This is a genomic window from Streptomyces pactum, assembly GCF_002005225.1.
GTDB lineage: Bacteria > Actinomycetota > Actinomycetes > Streptomycetales > Streptomycetaceae > Streptomyces > Streptomyces pactum_A.
In genome coordinates this window covers 6,840,955-6,866,694 of sequence record NZ_CP019724.1, presented here as the reverse complement: position 1 = coordinate 6,866,694, position 25,740 = coordinate 6,840,955, and the positions used below count along the sequence as shown (strand labels likewise).

At 74.2% G+C, this 25,740-nt stretch carries 23 protein-coding genes; 6 read left to right on the top strand and 17 right to left on the bottom strand.

What is annotated here, in order from left to right; translation table 11 throughout:
• Window positions 1-59 precede the first annotated feature (59 nt).
• The 8 genes from B1H29_RS29555 to infC form a co-directional block, all read right to left on the bottom strand.
• Window positions 60-1,403, bottom strand: coding sequence for a hypothetical protein (locus B1H29_RS29555; RefSeq protein WP_055416025.1), 1,344 nt, complete (start codon window positions 1,401-1,403; stop codon window positions 60-62).
• A 451-nt stretch (window positions 1,404-1,854) separates the two neighbouring features.
• The gene (gene pheT, locus B1H29_RS29550; RefSeq protein WP_055416026.1) at window positions 1,855-4,431 is read right to left on the bottom strand and encodes a phenylalanine--tRNA ligase subunit beta; all 2,577 of its coding nucleotides are present in this window, start codon (window positions 4,429-4,431) and stop codon (window positions 1,855-1,857) included.
• Window positions 4,431-5,552: a phenylalanine--tRNA ligase subunit alpha gene (gene pheS / locus B1H29_RS29545; RefSeq protein ID WP_055416027.1), complete on the bottom strand. Its 1,122-nt coding sequence runs from the start codon at window positions 5,550-5,552 to the stop codon at window positions 4,431-4,433. Before pheS ends, pheT begins: the two co-directional genes overlap by 1 nt.
• A 189-nt stretch (window positions 5,553-5,741) precedes the next feature.
• A complete protein-coding gene (locus tag B1H29_RS29540; RefSeq protein ID WP_055416028.1) occupies window positions 5,742-6,881 on the bottom strand; it encodes a sensor histidine kinase in 1,140 nt (379 codons plus the stop codon).
• 50 nt (window positions 6,882-6,931) lie between these two features.
• Entirely contained in the window at window positions 6,932-7,780 is an 849-nt protein-coding gene (locus B1H29_RS29535; RefSeq protein WP_055416029.1) for a TrmH family RNA methyltransferase, read from the bottom strand.
• Between the two features lie 206 nt (window positions 7,781-7,986).
• Entirely contained in the window at window positions 7,987-8,370 is a 384-nt protein-coding gene (rplT, locus tag B1H29_RS29530) for a 50S ribosomal protein L20 (RefSeq protein ID WP_003977226.1), read from the bottom strand.
• 98 nt (window positions 8,371-8,468) lie between these two features.
• Window positions 8,469-8,663: a 50S ribosomal protein L35 gene (gene rpmI / locus B1H29_RS29525; RefSeq protein ID WP_003977225.1), complete on the bottom strand. Its 195-nt coding sequence runs from the start codon at window positions 8,661-8,663 to the stop codon at window positions 8,469-8,471.
• Between the two features lie 107 nt (window positions 8,664-8,770).
• The gene (gene infC / locus B1H29_RS29520; protein WP_079160886.1) at window positions 8,771-9,424 is read right to left on the bottom strand and encodes a translation initiation factor IF-3; all 654 of its coding nucleotides are present in this window, start codon (window positions 9,422-9,424) and stop codon (window positions 8,771-8,773) included.
• A 388-nt stretch (window positions 9,425-9,812) separates the two neighbouring features.
• On the opposite strand from infC, the gene B1H29_RS29515 reads away from it, so the two are divergent.
• Window positions 9,813-10,169: a DUF1844 domain-containing protein gene (locus B1H29_RS29515; protein ID WP_055416031.1), complete on the top strand. Its 357-nt coding sequence runs from the start codon at window positions 9,813-9,815 to the stop codon at window positions 10,167-10,169.
• 10 nt (window positions 10,170-10,179) lie between these two features.
• Here the strand turns inward: B1H29_RS29515 and B1H29_RS29510 are convergent, their stop codons facing one another.
• On the bottom strand, window positions 10,180-10,959 hold the full coding sequence (locus tag B1H29_RS29510) for an SseB family protein (protein WP_055416032.1): 780 nt from the start codon (window positions 10,957-10,959) through the stop codon (window positions 10,180-10,182).
• Between the two features lie 331 nt (window positions 10,960-11,290).
• Between B1H29_RS29510 and B1H29_RS29505 the strand changes: the two genes are divergently transcribed.
• On the top strand, window positions 11,291-12,139 hold the full coding sequence (locus B1H29_RS29505; protein ID WP_324610955.1) for a hypothetical protein: 849 nt from the start codon (window positions 11,291-11,293) through the stop codon (window positions 12,137-12,139).
• Here B1H29_RS29505 and mycP read toward each other — a convergent pair.
• The gene (gene mycP, locus B1H29_RS29500; RefSeq protein ID WP_055416034.1) at window positions 12,124-13,305 is read right to left on the bottom strand and encodes a type VII secretion-associated serine protease mycosin; all 1,182 of its coding nucleotides are present in this window, start codon (window positions 13,303-13,305) and stop codon (window positions 12,124-12,126) included. The genes B1H29_RS29505 and mycP overlap by 16 nt on opposite strands.
• The gene (locus B1H29_RS29495; RefSeq protein ID WP_055416035.1) at window positions 13,302-14,114 is read right to left on the bottom strand and encodes a hypothetical protein; all 813 of its coding nucleotides are present in this window, start codon (window positions 14,112-14,114) and stop codon (window positions 13,302-13,304) included. The genes mycP and B1H29_RS29495 overlap by 4 nt, the downstream gene beginning before the upstream one ends.
• A gap of 1,149 nt (window positions 14,115-15,263) precedes the next feature.
• On the opposite strand from B1H29_RS29495, the gene B1H29_RS29490 reads away from it, so the two are divergent.
• Window positions 15,264-16,466, top strand: a complete 1,203-nt coding sequence (locus tag B1H29_RS29490) for an amino acid deaminase/aldolase (RefSeq protein ID WP_055416036.1) — start codon at window positions 15,264-15,266, stop codon at window positions 16,464-16,466.
• A 24-nt stretch (window positions 16,467-16,490) separates the two neighbouring features.
• On the opposite strand, the gene B1H29_RS29485 is transcribed toward B1H29_RS29490, so the two are convergent.
• The 4 genes from B1H29_RS29485 to B1H29_RS29470 are packed head-to-tail and all read right to left on the bottom strand — an operon-like array spanning window position 16,491 to window position 21,137.
• Entirely contained in the window at window positions 16,491-17,534 is a 1,044-nt protein-coding gene (locus B1H29_RS29485; protein ID WP_055416037.1) for a DUF2510 domain-containing protein, read from the bottom strand.
• Window positions 17,535-17,571: 37 nt separating this feature from the next.
• On the bottom strand, window positions 17,572-18,354 hold the full coding sequence (locus B1H29_RS29480; RefSeq protein WP_055416038.1) for a 3-oxoacyl-ACP reductase: 783 nt from the start codon (window positions 18,352-18,354) through the stop codon (window positions 17,572-17,574).
• A 30-nt stretch (window positions 18,355-18,384) separates the two neighbouring features.
• Entirely contained in the window at window positions 18,385-19,764 is a 1,380-nt protein-coding gene (locus B1H29_RS29475) for an aldehyde dehydrogenase family protein (protein WP_055416039.1), read from the bottom strand.
• Between the two features lie 8 nt (window positions 19,765-19,772).
• Window positions 19,773-21,137, bottom strand: a complete 1,365-nt coding sequence (locus B1H29_RS29470; RefSeq protein ID WP_055416040.1) for a glutamine synthetase family protein — start codon at window positions 21,135-21,137, stop codon at window positions 19,773-19,775.
• A 74-nt stretch (window positions 21,138-21,211) separates the two neighbouring features.
• On the opposite strand from B1H29_RS29470, the gene B1H29_RS29465 reads away from it, so the two are divergent.
• Together B1H29_RS29465 and B1H29_RS29460 are read left to right on the top strand one after the other, a co-directional pair.
• The gene (locus B1H29_RS29465) at window positions 21,212-21,952 is read left to right on the top strand and encodes a FadR/GntR family transcriptional regulator (protein WP_055416041.1); all 741 of its coding nucleotides are present in this window, start codon (window positions 21,212-21,214) and stop codon (window positions 21,950-21,952) included.
• Between the two features lie 72 nt (window positions 21,953-22,024).
• Window positions 22,025-22,717, top strand: coding sequence for a gamma-glutamyl-gamma-aminobutyrate hydrolase family protein (locus tag B1H29_RS29460; RefSeq protein WP_055416042.1), 693 nt, complete (start codon window positions 22,025-22,027; stop codon window positions 22,715-22,717).
• 184 nt (window positions 22,718-22,901) lie between these two features.
• Here the strand turns inward: B1H29_RS29460 and B1H29_RS29455 are convergent, their stop codons facing one another.
• Complete coding sequence (locus tag B1H29_RS29455; protein WP_055416043.1) at window positions 22,902-23,852, bottom strand: LysR family transcriptional regulator; 951 nt, start codon at window positions 23,850-23,852, stop codon at window positions 22,902-22,904.
• 70 nt (window positions 23,853-23,922) lie between these two features.
• Between B1H29_RS29455 and B1H29_RS29450 the strand changes: the two genes are divergently transcribed.
• Window positions 23,923-25,080 carry a TDT family transporter gene (locus tag B1H29_RS29450; RefSeq protein ID WP_055416044.1) on the top strand — a complete coding sequence of 386 codons (1,158 nt, stop codon included), beginning with the start codon at window positions 23,923-23,925 and terminating at the stop codon, window positions 25,078-25,080.
• Here B1H29_RS29450 and B1H29_RS29445 read toward each other — a convergent pair.
• The gene (locus tag B1H29_RS29445) at window positions 25,007-25,732 is read right to left on the bottom strand and encodes a helical backbone metal receptor (RefSeq protein WP_055416045.1); all 726 of its coding nucleotides are present in this window, start codon (window positions 25,730-25,732) and stop codon (window positions 25,007-25,009) included. The two genes, B1H29_RS29450 and B1H29_RS29445, sit on opposite strands and share 74 nt — an antisense overlap.
• Window positions 25,733-25,740 lie beyond the last annotated feature (8 nt).

The following is a 25,740-nucleotide window of genomic DNA, read 5'->3' as shown; positions in this document are numbered from 1 at the left end:
AGGCGCACGTGGCCGCTCACGGCGCGGCGGTGGGCGCAGGGCGCCCGGGGACCGGACGGTCACAGCGGCACGCGCAGAGCCCCGTCGATGAGTTCGGCGGCCTCGGCGGTGCCCGCGCCACCACTGCGCACGAGGTGCTCCCGGACCGCGCGGAGTCTGTCGCGCAGGCGCCGGGACTCCATGCCGCGGGCCTGTTCGGCCATCTGCACCGCGGTGGCCACCGCCTTGTCGGCGTTGCCCCGGCGCAGTTCGATCGTGCTGAGCATGGCGAGCCGGTGCACGCGGCCCCGGTCGTGCGCCGGGTTGTCGACGGCGGCCGCGGCGTGCTCCCCCGCCGCCGCGAGCTCACCGAGGCTGAGCAGCGCCTCGGCGACCTGGACGTTGACCAGGCCGGGCTGGACGTACCCGGTCTCGGCGGGCTCGTAGCCCCGCCGGATGCGCTCGGCGGCCTGCTCGGCCCGCCGGATGCAGGACAGGGCACCGGTGCCGTCGCCGAGATGGGCGTACGCCTTGGCCTGCATCGCGTAGAGGTCGGAGGCGAGCGCCGGGGTGATCTGGCGGCCGGCGGCGCGCAGCGCGGCCTCGGCGAAGGCGACGGCCTGCCGGTTCTCCCGCATGAACAGGGCCTGGTTGACGAGGAGCGCGATGACGTAGGCCCCCAGACCCCGGTCACCGCTGGCCTTCGCGAGCCGGAGCGCCTGGTGGAAGTAGCGCTGGGCGAGACCGTGCGCGTCGGAGTCGTACGCGCAGATGCCGGCGACCGCCACCAACCCGCCGGTGGCCCGGTGCAGTTGGCGGCCGGTGGCGTCCGGGTAGCTGCCGCGCAGCAGCGGGGCGGCCTCCGAGTTGAGGAAGCCGACGATGCGGGCGCGGGTCGCCAGGCCGCCGGCCTTGCGGTACATCTGCTCGTAGTGGGCGCGCGCGCAGCGCAGCGTCTCCAGGTCGGACGCGGTGACCCGGTGCCTGCCGCCGCGGGAGACGTCCACGTCCTCGGGCGGGTTCTCCCACTCCCACACCGGCATCACGGCGGGCGTGCCGGTGAGTGCGGGGGCGCCGAGGATGTGCGGGCGCTGCTGCTGGTCGGAGCGCCACAGGGCGGTCGCCCGCTCCACGAACCCGGACAGCGAGCCGGTGTGCGGGGCGGCGGCCGGCTCACCGGGCATGCCGAGGCCGATGTCGTCGAGAGTGACGGGGCGGTGCAGCCGGGACGCGAGGACCTCGCAGATCAGGTCGGGCACCTGGCCGCGTGGCCGCTGCCCCTTCAACCACCGCGCGACGGCGGTGTGTTCGTATCTCAGCGCGAGTCCGCGCACCCGTCCCGCCTGGTTGACGTGCGCGGCCAGTCCGGCGTGCGAGATCCCGGCCTCGTCCAGGATCGCGTCGAGCAGGGTGTTGGGCTGCATGGGTGCCCCCCGGTGACTCGGTGCCGACAGCGTAGTGCGTCGGTCTTCACACGGGGTGTGAACCGAGTACGCGCTTTCGTACCGTGTGCGCGCTGTCGCGGAGAGTCCCGGACCGGTTGACTGAACTGCCTCGAAAGAGGCCGGCCGGGCCGCCGGCTCCCCCTCGTACAGTGCGGCGGCCCGATTCGACGCCGTCCGCCCGGCCGCCTGCCCGACACTCCGTGGCGGGGCGGACGGCTCCGCCGGCCCCACGGCGCGACCGGCTCCGCCGGTCGCGCGGAGGATCGCGGTGCGTTGTCGACCGCGGGTGCGTCGTGGCCGCTCGCGCAGTTCCCCGCGCCCCTGGAGGGGCGTTGCGCTGACGCCCTCAGGGGCGCGGGGACTGCGCGACAAGCCACGACGCGCCCGCAGTCGCCGATCGGCACGAACCCCCCGCCCCTTGGGCGAACCGTCAGCTCCGGAGTGCCGCTCCAACACGTTCGCCCGCGAGGGCGACCGCCGCGTCGCGGGCGGCGGAGGCCTCGTCGACCGTCAGCGTCCGGTCCCCCGCACGGAAGCGCAGCGCGTACGCGAGGGACTTGCGCCCCTCACCCAACTGCTCCGCGTTGTCGTAGACGTCGAACAGCCGGATGGACTCCAGCAGTTCACCCGCGCCGTCGCGCAGCGCCGCCTCGACCTCGCTCGCCGGGACGAACGCGTCGACCACCAGCGCGACGTCCTGCGTGGCGACCGGGAAGGTGGAGATGCCCGGCGCCCGCGGGGTGTCGTCGCCGACCCGGTGCACGGCGTCGAGGTCCAGCTCCATCGCACAGGTGCGCGCGGGCAGTCCGAGCGCCTTGAGGACCCGCGGGTGCAGCTCACCCGCGTGCCCGACGACCCGCTCCGTACCGTCGACCGCGATCAGCAGCTCGGCGCAGCGCCCGGGGTGCCACGGCCCGTACTGGCCCTTGCGGACGATCAGGTCGGCTCCGGCTTCCCGCGCGGCGAGACGCGCCGCCTGGACCGCGTCGGCCCAGTCGGCCGGACGGCCCTTGCCCCACCAGCCGGCCTGCTCGCGGGCGCCGGTCAGGACGACGGCGACGTGCCGCGGCTGGTCGGGCAGCGCGGCGTCCAGCGCGGCGAGGTCGTCCTCGCCGGGACGCCGGTCCACGGGAAGGTTCGCGGCGATGCGCTGTTCGTCGCGCGGGTGGAAGACCAGGCCGGTCTCGAACAGCGCCAGGTCGTGCGAGCCCCGCCCGTCGTTGCGGCGCAGCGCGCCGAGCAGGCCCGGCAGCAGTGAGGTCCGCAGCGCGGGCTCCTCGTCGCTGAGCGGGTTGACCAGCTTGACGACCCGGCGGGCCGGGTCGTCCGCGTCCAGCCCGAGCTGGTCGAAGACCTGCTCGCCGACGAACGGGTAGTTCAGCGCCTCGACGTAACCGGCGCCGGCCAGCGCCCGGCCGACCCGGCGGTGCAGCCGCTGCCGGGAGGTCAGGCCGCGGCCCGCCGGGGGCCTGGGCAGCGTGGAGGGCAGGTTCTCGTAGCCCTCCAGGCGGATGACCTCTTCGGCCAGGTCGTTCGGGTCGGTGAGGTCGGGCCGCCAGGACGGCACGGTGACGATCAGCTCGTCCTGCCCGCCCGTCGCCCGACCGCCACCCCCCATCGACGCGTTCCACGCGGCAGGATTTCCATAGACGTCGCAGCCGACCTGCTGGAGGCGGCGTACGACGGTCTCGCGGCCGTACTCCACGCCCGCGACCTTGTCCGGGTGGTCGGCCGGGACGCTGATGGTGTGCGGTGCGGACGGGGCGCTGATCTCGGTGACGCCGGCCTCGGCGGTGCCGCCCGCGAGCAGCACCAGCAGGTCGACGGTGCGCTGCGCGGCAGCGGCGGCGGCCTGCGGGTCCACGCCGCGCTCGAAGCGGCGGGAGGCCTCGGACGAGAGCTTGTGGCGGCGGGCGGTGCGCGCGATGGCCACCTGGTTGAAGTGGGCGGCCTCGATGACCACGTCGGTCGTCGCGTTCCCCCCGTTCCCGGCGGCGGCGTGGTCGGCGATCTCGGTGTTGGCGCCGCCCATGACGCCGGCGAGCCCGATCGGGCCCCGGTCGTCGGTGATGACCAGGTCCTCGGCGTGCAGCTTCCGCTCGGTGCCGTCGAGGGTGACGATCTTCTCGCCCTCCTCGGCCCGGCGCACGCCGATGGTGCCCTGCACCAGGGCGCGGTCGTAGGCGTGCAGCGGCTGGCCCAGCTCCATCATCACGTAGTTGGTGACGTCGACGGCGAGCGAGATCGGGCGCATGCCGACCTTCTGCAGGCGCCGCTGGAGCCAGATCGGGGAGCGCGCCTCGGCGCTGAGGCCGGTCACCGTACGGGCGGTGAAGCGGTCGCAGCCGGTGGGGTCGGCGATCTTCACCGGGTAGCCGAAGGCGTTCGGGCCGGGCACGTCGAGGAGGGCCGGGTCGCGCAACGGCAGGCCGTAGGCGATGGCGGCCTCGCGGGCGACGCCGCGGATGGACAGGCAGTCGCCGCGGTTGGCGGTGACGGCGATGTCCAGGACCTCGTCGACCAGCTCCAGCAGCTCGATGGCATCCTTGCCGACCTCGGTCTCCGGCGGCAGCACGATGATGCCGTGCGTGCCGTCGTCGCCCATGCCCAGCTCGTCGCCGGAGCAGATCATGCCGTGGGACGTCTTGCCGTAGGTCTTGCGGGCGCTGATCGAGAAGCCGCCCGGCAGCGTGGCGCCGGGGAGGACCACGACGACCTTGTCGCCGACGGCGAAGTTCCGGGCGCCGCAGACGATCTCCTGGGGCTCACCGGTGCCGTTGGCCTGCCCGACGTCGACGGTGCAGAAGCGGATCGGCTTCTTGAAGCCCTCCAGCTCCTCGATGGTCAGCACCTGGCCGACGACGAGGGGGCCCTTGAGGTCGGCACCGAGGTGCTCGACGGTCTCGACCTCGAGTCCGGCCGAAATGAGCTTGGCCTGGACGTCGCGGCCGGTCTGCGTGGCCGGCAGGTCGACGTACTCCCGCAGCCAAGAAAGCGGGACCCGCATCAGATCTCCATCCCGAACGGCCGGGTGAAGCGCACGTCACCCTCGACCATGTCTCGCATGTCCTCGACGTTGTGGCGGAACATCAGCATCCGCTCGATGCCGAACCCGAAGGCGAAGCCGCTGTACTTCTCCGGGTCGACGCCGCAGGCGGTGAGCACCCGCGGGTTGACCATGCCGCAGCCGCCCAGCTCGATCCAGCCCTCGCTGGAGCAGGTGCGGCAGGGCCGGTCGGGGTTGCCGACGGACTCGCCCTTGCAGACGTAGCAGAGCATGTCCATCTCGGCGGACGGCTCGGTGAAGGGGAAGAAGTTCGGCCGCAGCCGGGTCTTCATCTCCGCGCCGAACAGCGACTGGACCATGTGGTCCAGGGTGCCCTTGAGGTCCGCCATGGTCAGGCCCTCGTCGACGGCGAGCAGCTCGACCTGGTGGAAGACGGGGGTGTGCGTGGCGTCCAGCTCGTCGGTGCGGTACACGCGGCCGGGGCAGATCACGTAGACCGGCGGCTCGCGGTCGAGCGCGGAGCGGATCTGCACGGGCGAGGTGTGGGTGCGCAGCACGACGCCGGACTCGGAGCCGCCCTCGGGGCCTGCCACGAAGAAGGTGTCGGCCTCGCCCCGGGCCGGGTGGTCCGGGCCGATGTTGAGGGCGTCGAAGTTGAACCACTCGGCCTCGGCCTCGGGGCCCTCGGCGACCTCGTAGCCCATGGCCACGAAGATGTCCTCGATGCGCTCGGAGAGCGTGGTGAGCGGGTGGCGGGCGCCGGCCGGTACGCGGTCGTAGGGCAGCGTGACGTCCACGGCCTCCTCGACCAGGACGCGCGCGTCCCGTTCGGCCTCCAGCTCCTCCTGGCGGGCGGCCAGCGCCTTGTTCACGGCGCCGCGGGCCATGCCGACGCGCTTGCCGGCCTCGGCCTTGGCCTGCGGGGGCAGGGCGCCGATCTCTCGGTTGGCCAGCGCCAGCGGCGAGGCGCCGCCGGTGTGGGCGACCTTGGCCTCCTGGAGCGCGTCGAGGGAGTCCGCGGCGGCGAAGGCGGCGAGCGCCTCGTCCCGCATGCGCTCGATCTCTTCCGGTTTCAACGCCTCGACCTCGACAGGGTCGTACGACTTATTCGGTGCCGACATCTCTTCCCGTGCTTCCGATTGTCCCCCAGCTATCGCTGGGAGGTGTCCCCATGCTGATGGTCCCCGTCACCGGCTCGTGGACGAAGCGTCTGGGTCTGCGCGTCTTCGTCTGCGGGACACAAAGGTGCCAAAGGCCGAGTCTAACGGGGTGGAGGAAGGCGAATGCGCCCGTGGGGGTCCCGGACCGTCTCAGGTGAGATACGCGGGAGCCGCCACGGGCAACGTAAATCGGAACTCGGCGCCGCCGCCCGGAGCGCGGCCGACCGTGATGGTGCCGCCGTGGGCCTCGACGATGCCCTTGACGATGTACAGCCCGAGGCCGGTGCCGCCGCGCTTGCTGCCACGCCAGAAGCGGGTGAAGACGCGGTTCATGGACTCCTCCGGGATGCCGGCCCCTTCGTCGCTCACCGTGACCGACGTGCCGGTGTCCTCCCCTTCGCGGGGGGACGCCGTGGGCGTGATGTCGATGGTGACGGTTCCCTCACCGTGCCGCACGGCATTTTCCAGCAGGTTGCTCAGTACCTGGTCGATCTTGTCGGGGTCGGCCCACAGGTCGGGCAGCGGCTGTGCGAGGCGGAGCAGGAAGCGGTCGGCCTCCTGGCCGGCGGCGACGTACGCCTGGATGTGGCGGCCGACGGCGGCGCCGATGTCGACGGGCTGGCGGCGCACCTCCAGCCGGCCCGAGTCGATGCGGGAGATGTCCAGCAGCTCGGCGATGAGCCGGGTGACCCGGTCGGCGTCGGCGTCGACGGTCTCCAGCATCAGCCGCTTCTGATCGTCGGTGAACCGCTCCCACTTGGCCAGCAGCGTGGCCGTGAAGCCCTTGACGGAGGTGAGAGGGGAGCGCAGTTCGTGGGCGACGGTGGCGATCAGCTCGGCGTGGCTGCGCTCGGTGCGGCGGCGGGCCTCGGTGTCCCGGAGGGTGACGACGACGCGGTGGACGGGGCCGAGGCGTTCGGTGCGGACGTAGCGGGCGGACACGAGGACCTCCCGGCCGCCGGGGAGCAGGAGGTTGCGCTCGGGCTGCCGGACGCGGATGGCGAGCCCGCCGTAGGGGTCGGTGAGCTGCCACCAGCGGCGGCCCTCGAGGTCCTCCAGGGGCAGCGCCTTGTCCAGCGGCCGTCCGAGGGCTTCGGCCGCCGGGGTGGCGGTGATGCGGGCGGCGGCCGCGTTGAAACGGACGACGCGGCCGTTTTCGTCCGCGACGACCAGGCCGTCGGGCAGTTCGTCCGGGTCGATGCCGAGGTCGGCGGGATCGCCGGGCGTGCGGGGCGCGGGCGGACGCGGCGCCTGCCGTGCTCCCGGTGCGCTGCTCGTGCCGACGCTCATCCCCGTACCCCACCTCTCAACCGCGCAGGGGCCTTGAGCTGGTCACCCTACTAGCTCTCGGTGACGGAGCGGCACCCTGTGGCGGCGCGCTGTGCACGCGCCGACGCGTAGAGACATACGGCGGCGGCGGTGGCGAGGTTCAGACTCTCGGCCCTGCCGTGGATCGGGACGCGCAGGACGGCGTCGGCGAGGGCGCGGGTCTCCTCCGGCAGCCCCCAGGCCTCGTTGCCGAACACCCAGGCGGTGGGGCCGCCCATGGTGCCGGCGTCCAGCTCGGCGTCGAGGTCGTGCTCACCCGCGCCGTCGGCGGCCAGGATCCGCACCCCGGCGTCCCGCAGCCCCGCGACGGCCCGCTCCACGGGGACGCCGACGGCGACCGGCAGGTGGAACAGGGAGCCGACGGAGGCGCGTACGGCCTTGGGGTTGTACAGGTCGACGGAGGCGTCGGTGAGCACGACGGCCTCGGCTCCGGCGGCGTCGGCGCAGCGCAGCACGGTGCCGGCGTTGCCGGGGTCGCGGACGTGGGCGAGGACGGCGACGAGCCTGGGGCGGGCGGCGAGGATCTCGTCGAAGGGGGTGTCCAGGAACCGGCAGACCCCGACCAGGCCCTGCGGGGTGACGGTGGTGGAGATGTCCTCGATCACCTGTTCGGCGGCGAGGTGGACGCGGGCGCCGGAGTCCCGGGCCGCGCCGATGATGTCGGCGTGGCGCTCGGCGGCCCCGACGGTGGCGAACACCTCGACCAGGGTGTCCCCGTACCCCGCGGCCTCCCGCACGGCCTGCGGCCCCTCGGCCAGGAACAGCCGCTCCTTGCCCCGGAAGTTCCGCTTGGCCAGCCGACGAGCGGCGGCGACCCGGGGAGAACGGGGGGAGATCAGCTCGGGGCTGGCGGGTCGCACTCTTGCTCACCTTCACGTTTTGATCGACGGGAACTACAACGCGCCCCCAGGGGCGCGGGGCTGTAGCACCGTGCGGCTCCGCCGCGTGGGCGCGACCAGCCACAACGCGCCCGCGGTGGACAACGAACCGAACGACGGCAATCGAAGGGACCCGCAGGCTTCAAGCCTGCGGGTCCCTTCGACGACGGCTCAGAGCCAGCGCGGCGTCACGCGGCCTTCGGCGCGTTGACGTCGCTCGGCAGCGCCTTCTGGGCGACCTCGACGAGCGCGGCGAACGCGTTCGGGTCGTTGACGGCCAGCTCGGCGAGGATCTTGCGGTCGACCTCGACGTTGGCGGCCTTCAGGCCCTGGATGAAGCGGTTGTACGTGATGCCGTTGGCGCGGGCAGCGGCGTTGATGCGCTGGATCCAGAGCTGACGGAAGTCACCCTTGCGCTTCTTGCGGTCGTTGTAGTTGTAGACCAGCGAGTGGGTGACCTGCTCCTTGGCCTTGCGGTACAGGCGCGAACGCTGACCGCGGTAGCCGGAGGCCTGCTCGAGGATCGCCCGGCGCTTCTTGTGGGCGTTGACTGCCCGCTTGACGCGTGCCACTTGTTAACTCCTTGTAGCGGGGCCGCGGTGGTCGTCACGCGGCCCGGTATCGATTGGGTCCCGGTCCTGCCGTACGGCGCTCGGTGGGCGCCCGTACGTCACTTGCCGAGAAGCTTCTTGATCTTCGCGGCGTCGCCCGGGGCCATCTCGGCGTTGCCGGTGAGGCGACGCGTCACGCGGGACGACTTGTGCTCGAGCAGGTGGCGCTTGCCGGCGCGCTCACGGAGCACCTTGCCGGAGCCGGTGATCTTGAAGCGCTTGCTGGCACCGCTGTGCGACTTGTTCTTCGGCATAGCGCCGTTCTCTCCTCGTCGGTGGCGCTCCGATGCCCGGTCGTGAAACCGGGCACGGTGGAGCGTCGCTTGTATCGGTTACGTCCTGGGGACGGTGTCCCCGGGAGTCACGCGTCGGCGGAAGCCTCGGCCGGGGCCTCGGCGTCCACGTCTTCGGTCTCCGCGGCGTTCTGCGACTTGCCGGGGTTGGCCTTCGCGTCCGCCTTGCGGGCTTCCTGCGCCTGGCGAGCCTCGGCCATCGCCTCGGTCTTCTTCTTGTGCGGACCGAGAACCATGATCATGTTTCGGCCGTCCTGCTTCGGGTTCGACTCCACGAACCCGAGGTCGGCCACGTCCTCCGCCAGACGCTGCAGCAGTCGGTAGCCGAGCTCCGGCCGGGACTGCTCGCGACCACGGAACATGATCGTGATCTTGACCTTGTCGCCCTGCTTGAGGAACCGGACGACGTGACCCTTCTTGGTGTCATAGTCGTGCGGGTCGATCTTCGGCCGGAGCTTCATCTCCTTGATGACCGTGTGCGCCTGGTTCTTGCGCGCCTCACGGGCCTTCATGGCCGACTCGTACTTGAACTTCCCGTAGTCCATGAGCTTGCACACGGGCGGACGGGCGTTCGCCGCGACCTCGACGAGATCGAGGTCGTACTCCTGCGCAAGCTCCAGGGCCTTGGCAAGCGGGACAATCCCGACCTGCTCGCCGCTGGGACCGACAAGTCGCACCTCGGGAACGCGAATCCGGTCGTTGATGCGGGGCTCGGCGCTGATGGATCCTCCTCGGTAGCACCACGCGACGGTCTGGCGGACAGCCGCGTAACGTCTGTGTTCGATAGACCTAACCGCGCCGGCGCAACAAAAATGCCCCGGGACGATCACAGGCGGGGCTCCTCGAACTACTACCGGAGCACCGTCGCGATGGCCGCGGGGCGCGATTTCGGGCCGGTCTCCGCCGCTGGGACGGGACCGCCTGACCGGTGACCCGCCGTCCTGAGGACGGCCAGGTGGGAGTTCGAAAGCCTCCACTTGTGGGCCGGGCCCGCTGCCGTGGGGGCGTGCGTGTCCGACCGGTCGTTACACAAGGTTAGCAGCTCGGCGGGGGAAGGGCTAACCGAGACCGAGTGGGGCCGTCCACCGTCCTGCGCCTATCGTGTGCGGCATGAGTGACACCCCTCCCGAGACGCCCGACTTCGACGCCATGACCCGCGACATCGCCGAGGTTCCGGCGGTCGAGGTGATCGTGACGGTCGCCGTCAACCTGATGAGCGCCGCCGCCGTGAAGCTGGGCCTGACCGAGGAGGGCGAGGCGCACAAGGACCTGGACGAGGCCCGCAAGCTGGTGCACGCGCTGGCCGGTCTGCTGGACGCGACCGCGACGGAGATCAGCTCGTTCCACGCGGCGCCGCTGCGCGACGGTCTCAAGTCGCTCCAGCTCGCCTTCCGCGAGGCCTCGCTCGTCCCGGACGAGCCGGGCCAGGGTCCGGGCGAGAAGTACACGGGCCCGGTCTACGGCTGAGCCGTCCCCGCTACCCCCGCACGTACAAGGGCTCGCCCGGCGGCGTCGCCCCGGCCGGCAGCAGTGCCAGGTCGAGGCCCCGCACCAGGCGGGCCCTCAGTGTCTCGTCGGCGGCCAGGCGCCCGGCCACGGCGCGGGCGGCCTTCGCCGGGTCGGCGTCGGGGGCGAGTTGCAGCGCCAGGGTGCCGTCGGCCCGGCCCGGCCCGAGGTGCGCGCGGAGCACGGCGGGCTCGGCGGCCACGGCGGCGCGGACGGCGTCGGCCACGGCGGGGTCGGCGAGCGGGTCGGTCGTCGTACGGCCCTCGGCCAGGGCCAGCAGCACCGCGCCGGTCAGCTCGAACGGCACCGGTCCGGCCAGGTCCAGTACGACCGTGTCCGCCTTCTCGTGCGCGGCGGCCTGCAGCGCCTGGTGCACCGGTACGGCGACGGGGCGCGCGCCGGGGTCCCAGCGGGCCAGCGACTCGGTGGACGTGAAGGCGGGCAGCGCGGTGCGGTCCCCGGCCTTCAGCCTCGGCACGGCCATGTCGCTGGTCTTCTCGCGGCGCAGTCCGCCCTCCCGTCGCCCGCCGCCGCCCTCCCGGGGAGCTTCGCGCCCCTCCTGACCGACCTCCTCGGCCTCACCGAGGACGGCCACCACCGGCACGAGCAGCCGCGCGCCCTTGAGCGCCTCCAGCACGGGTGCCAGGGCGGTGCGGTCCTCGGCCCAGGCGGCGAGCGCCGCGCTCAGCCGGGGGTCGGCGGAGCCGTCGTCGTCGGAGTAGCCGGAGTCGGGGATGTTCTTGTTCGCCACGGTCCCCGACCCTATCGGGGGGTGGGCGGCGCTCCTCACCGGCCTCTCAGGGGGCTCTGACCCGCTTCTGACCCCGGTCCCACGGACCGCACGGCCACTGCCTGAAGGCTCACGGGCATGGAGTCCTCCAGAGTCCTCCAGAGCCCGGCCGGCCCGGCGAGCCCGAAGGCCGCGGCGACGGCGCGCGCCGGTGTGTGCCGCCCTGATCGCGTTCGCCGTCGCCGGTGCGGCCACCGGGGCGCCGTACCGGCAGGGGCGGGGGCACGCGCGCCCCGGCGGGGGCGGCGCCGTATCGTCGTCGGCCTCGGCACCCTCGGGCGGGGAGGCATCGGTGGAGACGGTCGGGCCGGTCGTGGACCGGGACGCGCTGCTGGCCGAGGCCATGGCGCGGGTTTCCGTCGCGGACGGCGCCGAGGTGTCCGTGGCGGTGCTCGACCCGGACTCGGGCGAGAGCGCCTCGTACGGCACGGGTGTCTTCGACACGGCGAGCATCGTCAAGGTCGACATCCTGGCGGCGCTGCTGCTCCAGGCACAGGACGCGGGGCGCGCGCTGACCGCGGCCGAGAAGGCGTACGCCGTCGCCATGATCGAGCACAGTGACAACGACTCCGCGTCGGCACTGTGGCGGACGATCGGGACGGCGGAGGGGCTCGACGCCGCGAACGAGCGCTTCGGGTTGACGGGGACCGACGGCGGCGACGGCCCGCTGTGGGGGCTGACCCGGACCACGGCCGCCGACCAGGTCACGCTGCTGCGGCAGGTGTTCGTGGCGGACGGTTCCGAGCTGAGCGCGGCCTCACGGGCGTATGTGCGAGGGCTGATGGCAGGGATCGCCGACGGTCAGCGCTGGGGTGTGTCGGCGGCGGCCGACGGCGGCTCGGGTGGCGGCGGCTCGGGTGGCGACGGCTCGGGTGGCGGCGGCTCGGGTGGCGGCGGCTCGGGGTGGGCGCTGAAGAACGGCTGGCTGCGGCGCAGCACCACCGGGCTGTGGGTGGTCAACAGCATCGGGCGGGTCACGTCGGGTGGTCACGACCGCCTGGTGGCGGTGGTGTCGCGGGGCAGCGCGACCCGGGCGGAGGGGGTCTCGCTCACCGAGGCGGCGGCGCGGGCGGCGGTGTCCGTGTTCGCCGGGAAGGGCGGCACGGCCGACGGCGCCGCCCGGAGTCAGAAGGCGTCGTAGCGTTCGCGGCGGCCCCGCCACAGGACGACGGCCGCGACGATCATGACGCCGCCCGCGCTGCCGGCCAGCGGGGCCGCCCAGGCGGAGGTGTCGTCGTCGGAGGCGGGGGCGTCGGGGCCGGGGCCGAAGTACTTCTCTCCGTACGCCGCCGGCTTCAGCCCCTCCGGCTTCAGCCGTCCGGCCGCCTCGATGGCTGCGGCGGGGTCGACGAAGCCGTAGCCGCGGGAGTCGTCGCGGCCCCCGGCGGGGGCGTTACGGGCCGTGTCCTCCAGGAGACTCTTGACCTGGGCCGGGGTGAGGTCCGGGTGGGCGGACTTCACCAGGGCGGCGGCTCCGGAGATGAAGGCGGAGGCGGCGCTGGTGCCCCAGCCCTCGTAGTAGCGGTGGTCGGGGTCCGCGATGATCACGTCGACGCCGGGGGCGCTGACCGTGGCGTACCAGCGGCGGGTGGAGAAGGAGGCACGGGTGCCGTAGCGGTCGACGGCGGTCGCGGCGATCACGCCCGGGTAGGCGGCCGGGTAGGAGATGTGGTCGCCCTTCTCGCCGCCGTTGCCGGCCGAGGCGACGACGACCACGCCCTTCTTCAGGGCGTACTGGATGGCCTCGTCCTCGGCGGGTTCGGGGTGGGCGGAGGCCGAGTCGTCGCCGAGGGAGAGGTTGATGATGTCGGCGCCGTGGTCGGCCGCCCAGCGGATGCCCTCGGCGAGGGCGTTGCCGCGGGTCTTGCGGGCCTTGGCGCGGGACGGGTCGCCGTCCTCCAGGATCACGCGCAGGGGCAGGATCTTCGCCTGAGGGGCGATGCCCATGACGCCGTCGGCGCGGCCCGCGCCGTGACCGTGCCCGGCGATGATCCCGGCCATGGCGGTGCCGTGCCGGGCCCAGGCGCGGTCTCCCTCGCTCGCGCCGAAACCGACCAGGTCCTTGCCGGGGAGGACGTTGCCGGTCAGGTCGGGGTGGTCGGCCTCGACGCCGGTGTCCAGGACGGCGACGGTGACGCCTGCGCCCTTGGTGGTCCGCCACGCCTCCTGGGTGTGCATGGCGTCCAGCGCCCACTGCTGGGCGCGGATGCCGTCGGCGTGCGCGGCGGGCGCCGGGACGAGGACGAGGGCGGCGGCGACGAGGAGGCTCAGGGCGCCTGTCCCGCGGCGGGTTCGGGCGGCGGTCACGACGGGCGCTCCGTGGCCGGGCCGACGTTCTTGCGCAGGGCGCGTTCGACGCGGTCGGCGAGGCCCTGTGCCTCGTGGCCGAGGCCGGCCTGGGCGGGGGCCGACGTGGCGCCGGACTCCATGGCCTGCTCGGCGGGCTCCGGCTCGTCGACGGTGCGGGCGTCGGCCCAGCCGGACACGGCGTAGACGACGACGGGGGCGTCGGTGAGGACGGAGACGGTCCACGAGGCCCGCTGCCCGGTGCCGAATCCGGCGGCGACGGTGTCCTTCGCGGCGTACGGCAGCGGCATGAGGTCCTCCCGGCGGCCCAGCCCCTCCTTCTCGAACCGGCCCGCCAGTGAGGTCATGGCGGCGGCGTCGGCCTTGGCGAAGAGCAGGCCGACGGTGGTGACGTAGCTCCGGGTGGCGTCGGTGTAGGTCGCGCGCAGCAGGCGCCGGCAGCCGATCGGGTCGAGGACCTTGGCCAGCAGCGGGTCGAAGGCGCCCGCGCAGTCGCGGTCCGGGGCGACGGCGACCCGCGTCCAGGTGCGGTCGGCGCCGCCGGGGCCCGCGCCCTGTCCCCGCACGGTGGCCGGGAAGAGCTGGTCGACCGGCACGCTGTGCCACAGCTCCCCGGCCTCGGCGAACGCGCCGCGCGCGCCGCCGTCCCCGGAGTCCCCGGCGAGCCAGCTACCGGTGACGGCACCGGTGACGAGGCCCGTCCCGAGCACGAGGCAGACGGCCGCGGCGACGGCCTGGGGCCGCAGCCGCCCGCCGAGCGGACGCGGCCGGGCGAGCTCGTCGTACCCCTCGGGCTCCCCGAACGACACACGCGGCCGCCCGTCGCCGGGCGCCGCCGGGGCGCTCCAGGAGAAGGCGGGGTCCGGCGTGGCGGCGCTTGGAGAGAGGGCCGCCGGGTCGGAGGACGGGGTGGGCGCCGGTCGCCGTCCCGGCTGCGGTGCTTGCGGTCGCGGTCGCCGCTCCGGTTGTGATGCTTGCGGTTGCGGCCGCCGCTCCGGACCTGATGCTTGCGGTCGCGGTCGAACGTCCGGTCCTGATGCTTGCGGTCGCGGTCGAAGGTCCGGCGCCGGAACGGGTGCCGGTTCGGCCGGGATCGGACGCAGGCGGGTGGTCGTCTCCGTCGAGGTCTCCGCGGGGGCGCCGGGGCGGCGGGGCGGTGTCTCCGTCGGGGTCTCCGGCGTGCCGCTCCCGCCCGGGGTCGCGCGACCGGCGGTCGGCGGGACGTCGGGGAAGCGGGCGGAGGCACGGGGCGGCGGGGCCGCGGGGTCGGCGCGTCGGGAGTCGGTGAGGCGGAAGCGCGGGTAGCGGGGCCGGGCGCCGCCACCGGCGCCGGGGGCCTCGGGGGCGCCGTCCCCGTCCGGCGTGGACGTACCGGCGTCCCGGGCGCCGCCCGCGGAGGCGGTCGCGTCCACCCGCCCCGCCCCCGCCGTACGCCGCTGCGGGGCGTCGTCGCCCTCCGGCGCCGAGGGCGCGCCGGTACCGCGGTGGGAGGCGGAGTGCGGGATGTGCGTGTCGCTGCCACGCGCCGCCGGCGCCTGTCCCGGGCGGGGCGGGGTGCCGGGACGTGGCGGTGCCTCCGGGCCGGGCGGCGTGCCCGGGCGGGGCGGGGCGCTCGGGCGGGGCGGGGTCTCGGGGTGCGGGGGGACGGAGGCGCGGCGTGCTTCCGTGCTCATGCGCCCCCCGTCTCCTCTTCCTCGGGCCCGGCCCGTTCTCCGACGCGGGCCGGTGATGTCGTCTCCCGCCCCGGCGCGGACCGATCCGTCCCGGGCACGCGTACCCGCACGGGTGGAACGCCGTCCCGGCGTGGACCACGGGTCCTGCCGCCCGGGTCGTTCCACCGTGCGTGCGCGTCACTCTACGGCGTGACCCCGCCCCGCGGGGAACCAGTCCGCGCGCCCGTGGCATTGGCCCGGAACGTCCCCCTACCCTGCGGTATTCCTGTCTGGCAGGCTGCCTCCATGACTGCGCGCGCCGCCGACCGGGCCCGTTACGACCGGGCCACCGCCCATCTGGACGCCCCCGTGGCGATCGTGGACCTGGAGGCCTTCGACGCCAACGCGGACGATCTGGTCCGCCGGGCGGGCGGCAAGCCGATCCGGGTCGCCAGCAAGTCCGTACGCTGCCGTGCGCTGCTCGAACGGGCCCTGGCCAGGGACGGTTTCGCGGGCCTCATGTCGTTCACGCTGGCCGAGTCCCTGTGGCTGGCGCGCTCCGGTTTCACGGACGTACTCCTCGCCTATCCGTCGGCGGACCGCGCCCGGTACGCCGAGCTGACCGCCGACCCCAAGCTCGCCTCCGCCGTGACCGTCATGATCGACGACCCGGCGCAGTTGGACCGCATCGACGCCGCGCGCGACGGCGGCCGGGAAGTCGTGCGGGTGTGCCTGGAGTTGGACACCTCGCTGAAGCTGCTCGGCGGGCGGGTGCGGGTCGGGGCCCGGCGCTCCCCACTGCACTCCCCCGCCCAGGTCGCCGACCTGGCCCGCGCGGTGGCCCGCCGGCCCGGGTTCGAGGTCGTCGGCATCATGGCGTACGAGGGCCATGTCGCCGGGGTCGGGGACGCGGTGGCCGGCCGGCCGCTGCGGTCGCGGGCGGTGCGGCTGATGCAGGCCGCCGCCCGCCGGGAACTCGCCGAGCGGCGTGCCGCGGTGGTGCGGGCGGTCCGGGCCGTGGTGCCCGGCCTGGAGTTCGTCAACGGCGGCGGCACGGGCAGCGTGCAGCACACCGCCGCGGAGGACGCGGTCACCGAGATCGCCGCCGGTTCCGGGCTGTACGTGCCGCGGCTGTTCGACAACTACACGTCGTTCCGGGGCCGTCCGGCGGCGCTGTTCGCCCAGCCCGTCGTGCGCCGGCCGGGGGTCGGCGCCGTTGCCGTCCTCGGCGGCGGCTATCCGGCCTCCGGCGCGCCCGGCGCCGACCGGCTGCCGGTGCCGTACCTGCCCGAGGGCCTGCGCTACGACTCCCAGGAGGGCGCCGGGGAGGTGCAGACGCCGCTGCTCGGGTCGCCCGCCGACGACCTCCTCATCGGCGACAAGGTGTGGTTCCGGCACGCCAAGGCCGGTGAGCTGTGCGAGCGGTTCGACGCGCTGCACCTGGTGGAGGGGGACGCGGTGACGGCGACGGTGCCGACGTACCGGGGCGAGGGGCACACCTTCCTGTAGCCCGTGGCCCGTGGCCCGTGCCGGTCAGTTCGAGGGGCCGATACCGCTGCCCACGCCGCCGCCCGTGTCCGCGTCGCCGACGGGCCGGATGCCCTCGGTGATCCGGTCCATGTCGTCGAGCGGCGGTCCGTCCTCGCCGGCGTCGAAGACGTAGCGGACGAGGATCGGGGACTCGGTGCCGACGGTGGAGGGGAACACCATCGACTGCACGTAGCCGCCGGGGCCCTTGGCCGTCTTCACCCGCCAGCGCACGTAGTACCCGGCGCGGCCGGCGACCGCGACCGGTCCGGACGCCACCTGCTCGTGGGACTCGAGGCCGCCGAAGGGCTTGTTGCCGATCAGGTCGCGGTCGTAGGCGTCGTCGGCCGCGTCCTCGATGTCCTGCTCGGCGAGGACCTTCGGCGAGGACTCGGCGTTCGCCGTGACGGTGCGGGAGATGACCAGGCCGTGCCGGCACACGCCGCCGTCGCCGGGGCAGTCGTAGGTGCCGTCCGTGGTCATCATGACGTCGTCCTCGGTGACGTACTTCGGCAGGACCCAGCCGTCCGGCAGCGGGAAGGTGATGCCGTTGAGCTGGTCCTCGACCACGGCCGGGGTGTCGGCGGAGGATTCGGTGGGCGTCGGCGAGGGGGTCGGTGTCGCGGTCACCGGTTCCGGGACGGTGGACGTGGCCGTGGCCGGTGGGGTCCGTGCCTCGGGGCCGTCGTCGTCGCCGAGGACGAACACGCCGGTGACGATCGCCGCGACCAGCACGGCCGCCGCGGTGGTGAGGGCGACGGCCTTCCCGCGCCCGCCGCCGCCCGCGGACCGCTGCTGTCCGGGGCCGGCGCCCGTGACCAGCGGCACGGTCGACGCCTGCCCGGGCCGCATGTGAGGCACGGCCTGCCACGGGTCCATCGGCTGCTGGTACCGCACCGGCTGCTGGGGTACGGGCTGCTGCGGGGGCGGGGGCGCTCCGAACCCGGTGGGCTCGGGTGCGCGCCGGTGCTCCGTCCAGGCCGTGCCGTCCCACCAGCGCTCCTGGTGCGGGGCCGACGGATCGCGGTACCAGCCGGGCGGCGGCGTCATGCTCATTCCGGCACTGTAGGACGCCGCCCGCGGCGATCTACAGCGGTGTGACGTACGCCCCGGAAATCCCGCCGTCCACCAGGAAGTCGGTGGCGTTCACGAAGGAGGAGTCGTCGCTGGCCAGGAACGCGACGGCGGCGGCGATCTCCTCGGCCTCGGCGAACCGTCCTGGCGGGATGTGCACGAGGCGGCGCGCGGCCCGCTCCGGGTCCTTGGCGAACAGCTCCCGCAGGAGCGGGGTGTTGACCGGGCCGGGGCAGAGGGCGTTGACGCGGATGCCCTCCCGGGCGAATTGCACGCCCAGTTCACGGGACATCGCGAGGACGCCGCCCTTGGAGGCGGTGTACGAGATCTGCGAGGTGGCCGCGCCCATCCGGGCCACGAAGGACGCGGTGTTGATGACGGACCCCCTGCCCTGGCGCCGCATGTAGGGGATGGCGGCCTTGCAGCACAGGTAGACGGAGGTGAGGTTGACCTCCTGGACGCGCTTCCACGCCTCCAGTCCCGTCTCCAGGATGGAGTCGTCGTCGGGCGGCGAGATACCGGCGTTGTTGAACGCGACGTCGACGCTGCCGTAGGTGTCGTACGCCGCCCTGAACAGCGCCTCGACCTGCTCGGGGTCGGTGACGTCGGCGTGGACGAAGGTGCCGCCGGTCTCCTCGGCCGCCGCCTTGCCCCGGGTCTCGTCCACGTCACCGCAGACGACGTGCGCGCCCTCGGAGGCCAGCCGGCGGGAGGCGGCGAGGCCGATGCCGCTGCCCGCTCCGGTGACGACGGCGGTACGGCCGACGAGCCGGCGGCAGACGATGTCTTCGCTCACTGTGCGGGGTCCTCCGTGCTCGACGGGACGTTACGGGACGTTGCTGATGAAGACGTTCTTGGTCTCGGTGAAGGCGGTCAGCGCGTCCGGGCCGAGTTCGCGGCCGAGGCCGGACTGCTCGAACCCGCCGAACGGCGTCCAGTAGCGGACGCTGGAGTGGGAGTTGACGGACAAATTCCCGGCGCGGACCGCGTTCGACACGCGCAGGGCGCGGCCGACGTCCCGGGTCCACAGCGAGCCGGACAGCCCGTAGTCGGTGGCGTTGGCCAGGCGGACCGCGTCGGCCTCGTCGTCGAAGGGCAGGACGACGGCGACGGGCCCGAAGACCTCCTCGACGGCCACGCGCGCGTGGGCGTCGACTCCGGTGAGGACGGTGGGCGGGAACCAGAAACCGGGTCCGCCCTCGGGGGCCTTGCCGCGGATGCCGTCGGCGTCGGCGGGGACGTGGGAGCGGACGCGGTCCAGTTGGGCGCGGGAGATCAGCGGGCCCATGTCGGTGCGCTCGTCGGCCGGGTCGCCGACGAGGACGGACTCGATCGCGGGGGCCAGGAGGGCGAGGAAGCGGTCGTACACCGTGCGCTGGACGAGGATGCGGGTGCGGGCGCAGCAGTCCTGGCCGGAGTTGTCGAGGAAGGACATGGGCGTGGCCGCCGCGGCGGCCTCGATGTCGGCGTCGGCGAAGACGATGTTGGGGCTCTTGCCGCCGAGTTCGAGGGTGACGGGCTTGAGGAGCGCCGCGCCCTTGGCCGCCACCCGCCGGCCCACCCGGGTCGACCCGGTGAACACGATCTTGGCCACGCCCGGATGCCCGACGAGCGCGTCGCCCGCGACCGGACCACGGCCGGGCAGCACCTGGAAGAGGCCTTCGGGGAGGCCGGCCGCCAGGGCGAGTTCGGCCAGGCGCAGCGCGGTCAGCGGGGTCGTCTCGGCGGGCTTGAGCAGGACGGCGTTGCCCGCCGCCAGGGCCGGTGCGGTGCCCCAGGCCGCGATCGGCATCGGGAAGTTCCAGGGCGCGATGACGCCGACGACGCCGAGCGGTTCGAGGATGGTCACGTCCAGGCCGCCGGCGACCGGGATCTGCCGTCCGCAGAGCCGCTCCACTCCCCCGGCTGCGTAGTCGAGCAGGTCGCGGACGTTGCCGGCCTCCCAGCGGGCGTTGCCGATGGTGTGCCCGGCCTCCCGGACCTCCAGTCCGGCCAGCTCCTCCAGGTGCTCGTCGACGGCGGTGGCGAACCGGCGCAGCAGCCGGGCGCGGTCGCCGGGGGCGAGGGCGGCCCAGGTGGTCTGCGCCCGGGCGGCCCGTACGACGGCGGCGTCGACGTCGGCCGCGGTGGCGGCGGGGACGGTGGCGAGGGTCTCTTCGGTGGCGGGGTTCAGTACCCGCAGCCGGTCGGGCGACGCGTCGGACAACTGGTGCCTCACATCCGTTCGAAGGAGCGGCGCAGCTCCCAGTCCGTGACGGCGGCGTCGTAGGCGTCCAGTTCGACGCGCGCCATGTTGCGGTAGTGGGCGACGACGTCGTCCCCGAAGGCGGCCTTGGCGAGGGTGCTGTTCTCCCACAGCTCGGCGGCCTCGCGCAGGGTGGTGGGGACGTGCTCGTAGTCGGCGGTGTAGGCGTTGCCGGCGCAGGCGTCGGGCAGCTCCAGCCGTTGCTCGACGCCGTGCAGACCGGCCGCGACCATGCCCGCCACCGCGAGGTACGGGTTGACGTCGCCCCCGGGGAGCCGGTTCTCGAAGCGGAGCGAGCGGCCGTGGCCGACGACGCGCAGGGCGCAGGTGCGGTTGTCGTGGCCCCAGGCGACGGCGGTCGGGGCGAAGGAGCCGGGCTGGAAGCGCTTGTACGAGTTGATGTGCGGGGCGTAGAGGAGGGAGAACTCGCGCAGCGCCACCAGTTGTCCGGCGAGGAAGTGCCGCATGACCTCGGACATGCCGCCCGCCCCGTCCCCGGCCATGGCGCTGTTGCCGTGGGCGTCGGCGAGGGAGAGGTGGATGTGGCAGGAGTTGCCCTCGCGCTCGTTGTACTTGGCCATGAAGGTGAGGGACATGCCCTCCTGGGCGGCGATCTCCTTGGCGCCGGTCTTGTAGACCGCGTGCTGGTCGCAGGTGACCAGGGCCTCGTCGTAGCGGAAGACGATCTCGTGCTGGCCGGGGTTGCACTCGCCCTTGGCGGACTCGACGGTGAGGCCGGCGCCGGCCATCTCGTTGCGGATGCGGCGCAGCAGGGGTTCGACGCGGCCGGTGCCGAGGACCGAGTAGTCGACGTTGTACTGGTTGGCCGGGGTCAGGCCGCGGTAGCCGGCGTCCCAGGCCTGTTCGTAGGTGTCCCGGAAGACGATGAACTCCAGCTCCGTGCCGGCCCGCGCGGTGTAGCCGTGGCCGGTGAGGCGTTCCAGTTGGCGGCGCAGGATCCGGCGGGGCGCGGCGAGCACCGGTGTGCCGTCCTCCCAGGCGAGGTCGGCGACGACCATCGCGGTGCCCTCGTTCCACGGCAGGCGGCGCAGGGTGTCCATGTCGGCGTGCATGGCGAAGTCGCCGTAGCCGCGGTCCCACGAGGACATCGCGTAGCCGTCGACGGTGTTCATGTCGGCGTCCACGGCGAGGAGGTAGTTGCAGCCCTCGGTGCCGTGCCGGAGGACCTCGTCGAGGAAGAAGCGCGCGGCGAACCGCTTGCCCTGGAGGCGGCCCTGCATGTCGGGGAAGGCCAGGACGACGGTGTCGATCTCACCGCCCGCGACGAGGGCGTGCAGTTCCTCGACCCCGAGCGGGGGTGTGCGGTCTGGCACGGGGAGAGCCTCCTTGTGACCGGGAGCCATAAGGTATTGCCGGGAACCATTGCTTGGGAAGGGGGCGCGGCCGCATGCCGGAGGAAACCGGCGGGAGCGTGACGGACCGGCTCGCACCGGTGCTGCGGACGGTGCGGGCCGGCAACGGCTTCGAGGAGGCACTGGAGCAGATCCTCCAGGTCGTCAGGCTGGGCCTGGTGTCGGGGGGCGAGCGGCTGCCGGCCGAGCGGGAGCTGGCGGAGCGGCTGGGGATCAGCCGGGTGACGCTGCGCGAGGTGCTGAGGGTGCTCCAGGACCAGGGGCTGGTGGAGGCCCGGCGCGGCCGGTACGGCGGAACGTTCGTGCTGCCGCGTGCGGACGCGGGCGGCGAGGACGAGCTGCGGCGCCGGGTCGCCGGGGTCGACCTCGAGGACGTGTTGCGCTTCCGGGAGGTGCTGGAGGTGGGCGCGGCCGGGCTGTGCGCGGCGCACGGGCCGGCGGACGCGGACGCGGGGGCGGCGCGGCTGCGCGAGGCGCTGGCCGGCACGCGGGACGCGCCGCTGGCGGAGTACCGCCGGCTGGACACGCGGCTGCATCTCACCCTCGCCGGGCTGTGCGGCTCACCGGCCCTGGCGGCGCAGTACGCGGCCGTCCGCGCCACCCTCAACGACCTGCTGGACTGCATCCCGCTGCTGGTGCGCAACCTGGAGCACTCCCAGCGGCAGCACACCGCGCTGGTGGAGGCCGTGCTCGACGGGGACGCGGACGGGGCGCGGGAGATCGCACGGGAGCACTGCGCGGGGACGGCGGCGCTGCTGCGCGGGTTCCTGGCGTGAGCGGCTTGCCGCGACGATGCCGTGCGGCAAAGGTATGTACACGTCCATTGATGGTCCTCACCGGGAGGTCGGATGGCGGGCAGGCCGCTGATCGGCGTCAGCACGTACCTGGAGTCCGGGGCGCGCTGGGGCGTGTGGGAGCTGGAGGCGGCACTGCTGCCGGCCGGATATCCGCGGCTCGTGCAGCGGGCGGGGGGACTGGCCGCGATGCTTCCGCCGGACGCGCCGGAGCACGCCGCCGCCGCCGTCGCCCGCCTCGACGGGCTGGTGATCGCGGGCGGTCCGGACGTGGAGCCGGTCCGCTACGGCGCCGAACCCGGCCCGCGCACCGGCCCGCCCGCCCGGGCCCGGGACACCTGGGAACTGGCGCTCATCGAGGCGGCCCTGGCCACGCACGTCCCGCTGCTGGGCATCTGCCGGGGCATGCAGCTCCTCAACGTCGCCCTGGGCGGGACCCTCGTCCAGCACATCGAGGGCCACGCCGAGGCGGTGGGCGTGTTCGGCGGCCACCCGGTCAGGCCGGTGCCGGGATCGCTGTACGCCGGCGTCGTGCCCGAGGAGCTGTTCGTGCCGACCTACCACCACCAGGCGGTGGACCGGATCGGCGCCGGTCTCGTCGCGTCGGCCCACGCCGCGGACGGCACCGTGGAGGCCCTGGAGCTGCCGTCCGGGCCGGGCTGGGTCCTCGGCGTGCAGTGGCATCCGGAGATGGGCCGGGACGTACGGGTGATGCGAGCCCTGGTGCAGGCGGCGGGCCCGGCCTGAACCGAACCGGCCCGGCGACGGCGCGGGCCCCCCGGCCGAGCCGGCTCCGCCCCGGTGTGGCCGGGCGGGGCGACCGGGAACCGGTACGGGCGGGCCGGGCAAGCGCGGCTCCGGGAGCACGCGGCCCGGCCACGGACGGACCAGGGGCACACAGCCCTGCCACGGACAGACCGCGGGGGTCGGCCTACGCCCGCGTCAGTGACAGCAGTTGCCGTGCGGGGCCCGTCGGGCGGTGGCCCGTGGGCCATACCGCGCGCAGGTCGCGGGCCAGGGCGACGTCCGCCACGGGCACGCTCACCAGGCGCCGGGTGGCGAGCTCCTCGCCGACGGCGAGTTCGCTGAGGACGGACGGGCCCGCGCCGCTGACGGCCGCCGCCTTCACCGCCGTGGTCGACGACAGTTCGATGAGGGGGCGGGCCAGACCGCCCAGGGCCGCGTCCAGGACCTGCCGGGTGCCCGACCCCTTCTCCCGCAGGATCAGCGGGGTGGCCGCCAGTTCCGCCGCCGCGAGCGGGCGCCGGCGACGGGCCCACGGGTGGCCCGGTGCGGTCACGACGATCAGCCGGTCATGGGCGATGACGGCCGAGTCGAGGCCCGCCGGGACGCTCACCCCCTCCACGAAGCCCAGGTCGGCCTCACCGGACAGCAGGCGCTCCGCCACCACCGTCGAGTTCCCGGCGAGCAGCGACACCGCCGTGTCCGGCAACTGGGCGCGCAGCGCGACCAGCCAGCCCGGCAGAAGGTACTCGGCGATCGTCATGCTCGCCGCCACCCGCAGCCGGGAGTCCCGCCGGTCCCGCAGCGCCTGCGCGCCCGCGTCGAACGCCTCGGCCGCCTCCACGATGCGGCGCGCCCAGTCCGTGACCAGCGCACCGGCGTCGGTGAGCCGGGAGCCTCGCGGCGAACGGTCCACCAGGGCCACCCCGAGCTGGCGCTCCATCGAGCGGATGCGGCTGCTGGCGGCCGGCTGCGTGACGCCCAGCTCGCGCGCCGCCCCGCCGAGGCTGCCCAGGCGCGCCACCGCCAGCAGCAGCTCCATGGCCCCGAGATCCGGCACCCGGTGCGCCAGTGACCCCGCCGCGTGCCGCCCCGGTGCGTCCTGCCCGCCCTCCGTACCGCCCGCACTGCTGCTCATAACCTCAGCTTATGCCCTCATAGAGACATGGTCCCTGGTCAGGGGCGCCGGGCACCGAGATCGTGGTCGCATGGTCACCGCAGCCCAGCCTCTGTCTCCCCCCGCCGCTCCGGCCCGGCGCGTCCCGTCCGTCCGTCATCTCGGGCCCAACTGGTACGCCTGCGTCATGGGCACCGCCGTCGTCGGTACCGCGGGAGCCGGGCTTCCTTGGCGGGCACCCGGACTGGGCGCCGTCTGCACCGCGCTCTGGGCGCTGTCCCTCGTCCTGCTGGCGGTCCTGCTGGTGGCCCGGTCCCTGCACTGGCGCCACCACCGCGACCAGGCCCGCACCCACCTGCTCGACCCGGCGGCGGCCCCCTTCTACGGCTGTCTGTCGATGGCCCTGCTGGCCGTCGGCGGGGGCGCCCTGACCGTCGGGCGGGACTGGATCGGCACCCGGGCCGCGGTCGCGCTGGACACCGTGCTGTTCGGCGCCGGTACGGTCATCGGGCTCTCGGCGGCGGTCGCCGTGCCGTACCTGATGGCCGTACGCCACCGGACAGAGCCGGGGCAGGCCAGCCCCGTGTGGCTGCTGCCGCTCGTCGCGCCGATGGTGTCCGCGGCCGTCGGACCGCTGCTGGTCCCGCACCTCCCGCCGGGGCAGTCCCGAGAGACGCTGCTGCTCGCCTGTGTCGCGCTGTTCGGGGCGAGTCTGCTGGCGACCCTGGTGACGCTGCCGGTGATCTTCGGCCGGCTGCTCACCGGCGGTCCGCTGCCGCTGGCGCTCACTCCGTCGCTGTTCCTGGTGCTGGGACCGCTCGGGCAGTCGACCACCGCCGTCGGGCAGTTCGCGGACGTGGCCCCGGGGGTGGTCCCGGCCCCGTACGCCGAGGGCTTCGGGGTGCTCGCCGTCCTGTACGGCGTTCCGGTCATGGGTTTCGCGCTGATGTGGCTGTGTCTCGCCACCGCGCACGTCGTGCGGGCCCGCCGGGAGGGCATGGGCTTCTCGATGACGTGGTGGTCGTTCACCTTCCCGGTGGGCACCTGTGTGACCGGCTCGCAGGCGCTGGCACGGCACACGGGGCTCACCGCCTACGACGGGCTCACCGTCGTCCTGTACGCCGTCCTCGTCGCGGCCTGGGCCGTCGCCGCCGTGCACACCGCGCGGGGCGTGGTCAGCGGCGCGCTGCTCGCAGGGCCGCGCCCAGCACCCGGGGCGCCTCGGCCAGCGACGGCCCGTACCACGTGAGGTGCCGTCCGTCGACGAGGGCGCAGGACAGGCCGGGGAAGGCCTCGGGGCCGTCGTCGGCGGTGAAGCGGTACGGCTCGTCGGGCAGGACCACGACGTCGGGGCGGGCCGCCCGCAGCTCCTCGACGGGGATCCTCGGGTAACGCTCGGTGTGATCGGCGTACAGGTGGTCGACGCCGAGGCGGGCCAGGACGTCGCCCGCGAACGTGTCGCGTCCCAGCACCATCCAGGGCCTGCGCCACACCGGCACCACGGCCGTGGAGCGCCTCTCCGGCGACGGGGCCGGCGGGGCCGACCAGGCCGCCTCCGCGTCGTCCAGCCACCGGGGCCGGGACGCCGCACCGCAGGCGGCCAGTACCCGGTCCAGCTCGGTGAGGGCCTGCGGCACGGTGCGCACCTCGGTCACCAGCACCTCGACACCGGCCGCGCGCAGCGTGTCCAGGTCGGGGGCGCGGTTCTCCTCCTCGTTGGCGATCACGAGGTCGGGGGCCAGGGCGACGATCCGCTCGGTCCCCGGGTTCTTCGTGCCGCCGACCCGTACGACGTCGAGGCCCGCCGGGTGGCTGCACCAGTCGGTGGCGCCCACCAGGGCGCCGGGAACCGTACGGGCCACCGCCTCGGTCAGCGACGGCACCAGGGAGACCACTCTCACCGGCACCT

Coding starts and splice junctions, on each gene's coding strand:
- B1H29_RS29465 (WP_055416041.1), top strand. CDS start 21,212: ATGCCGGAGGAAACCGGCGGGAGCGTGACGGACCGGCTCGCACCGGTG.
- B1H29_RS29540 (WP_055416028.1), bottom strand. CDS start 6,881: ATGAGCGTCGGCACGAGCAGCGCACCGGGAGCACGGCAGGCGCCGCGT.
- B1H29_RS29455 (WP_055416043.1), bottom strand. CDS start 23,852: ATGAGCAGCAGTGCGGGCGGTACGGAGGGCGGGCAGGACGCACCGGGG.
- B1H29_RS29460 (WP_055416042.1), top strand. CDS start 22,025: ATGGCGGGCAGGCCGCTGATCGGCGTCAGCACGTACCTGGAGTCCGGG.
- B1H29_RS29490 (WP_055416036.1), top strand. CDS start 15,264: ATGACTGCGCGCGCCGCCGACCGGGCCCGTTACGACCGGGCCACCGCC.
- rpmI (WP_003977225.1), bottom strand. CDS start 8,663: ATGCCGAAGAACAAGTCGCACAGCGGTGCCAGCAAGCGCTTCAAGATC.
- B1H29_RS29450 (WP_055416044.1), top strand. CDS start 23,923: ATGGTCACCGCAGCCCAGCCTCTGTCTCCCCCCGCCGCTCCGGCCCGG.
- B1H29_RS29515 (WP_055416031.1), top strand. CDS start 9,813: ATGAGTGACACCCCTCCCGAGACGCCCGACTTCGACGCCATGACCCGC.
- pheS (WP_055416027.1), bottom strand. CDS start 5,552: ATGTCGGCACCGAATAAGTCGTACGACCCTGTCGAGGTCGAGGCGTTG.
- B1H29_RS29485 (WP_055416037.1), bottom strand. CDS start 17,534: ATGACGCCGCCGCCCGGCTGGTACCGCGATCCGTCGGCCCCGCACCAG.
- pheT (WP_055416026.1), bottom strand. CDS start 4,431: ATGCGGGTCCCGCTTTCTTGGCTGCGGGAGTACGTCGACCTGCCGGCC.
- B1H29_RS29555 (WP_055416025.1), bottom strand. CDS start 1,403: ATGCAGCCCAACACCCTGCTCGACGCGATCCTGGACGAGGCCGGGATC.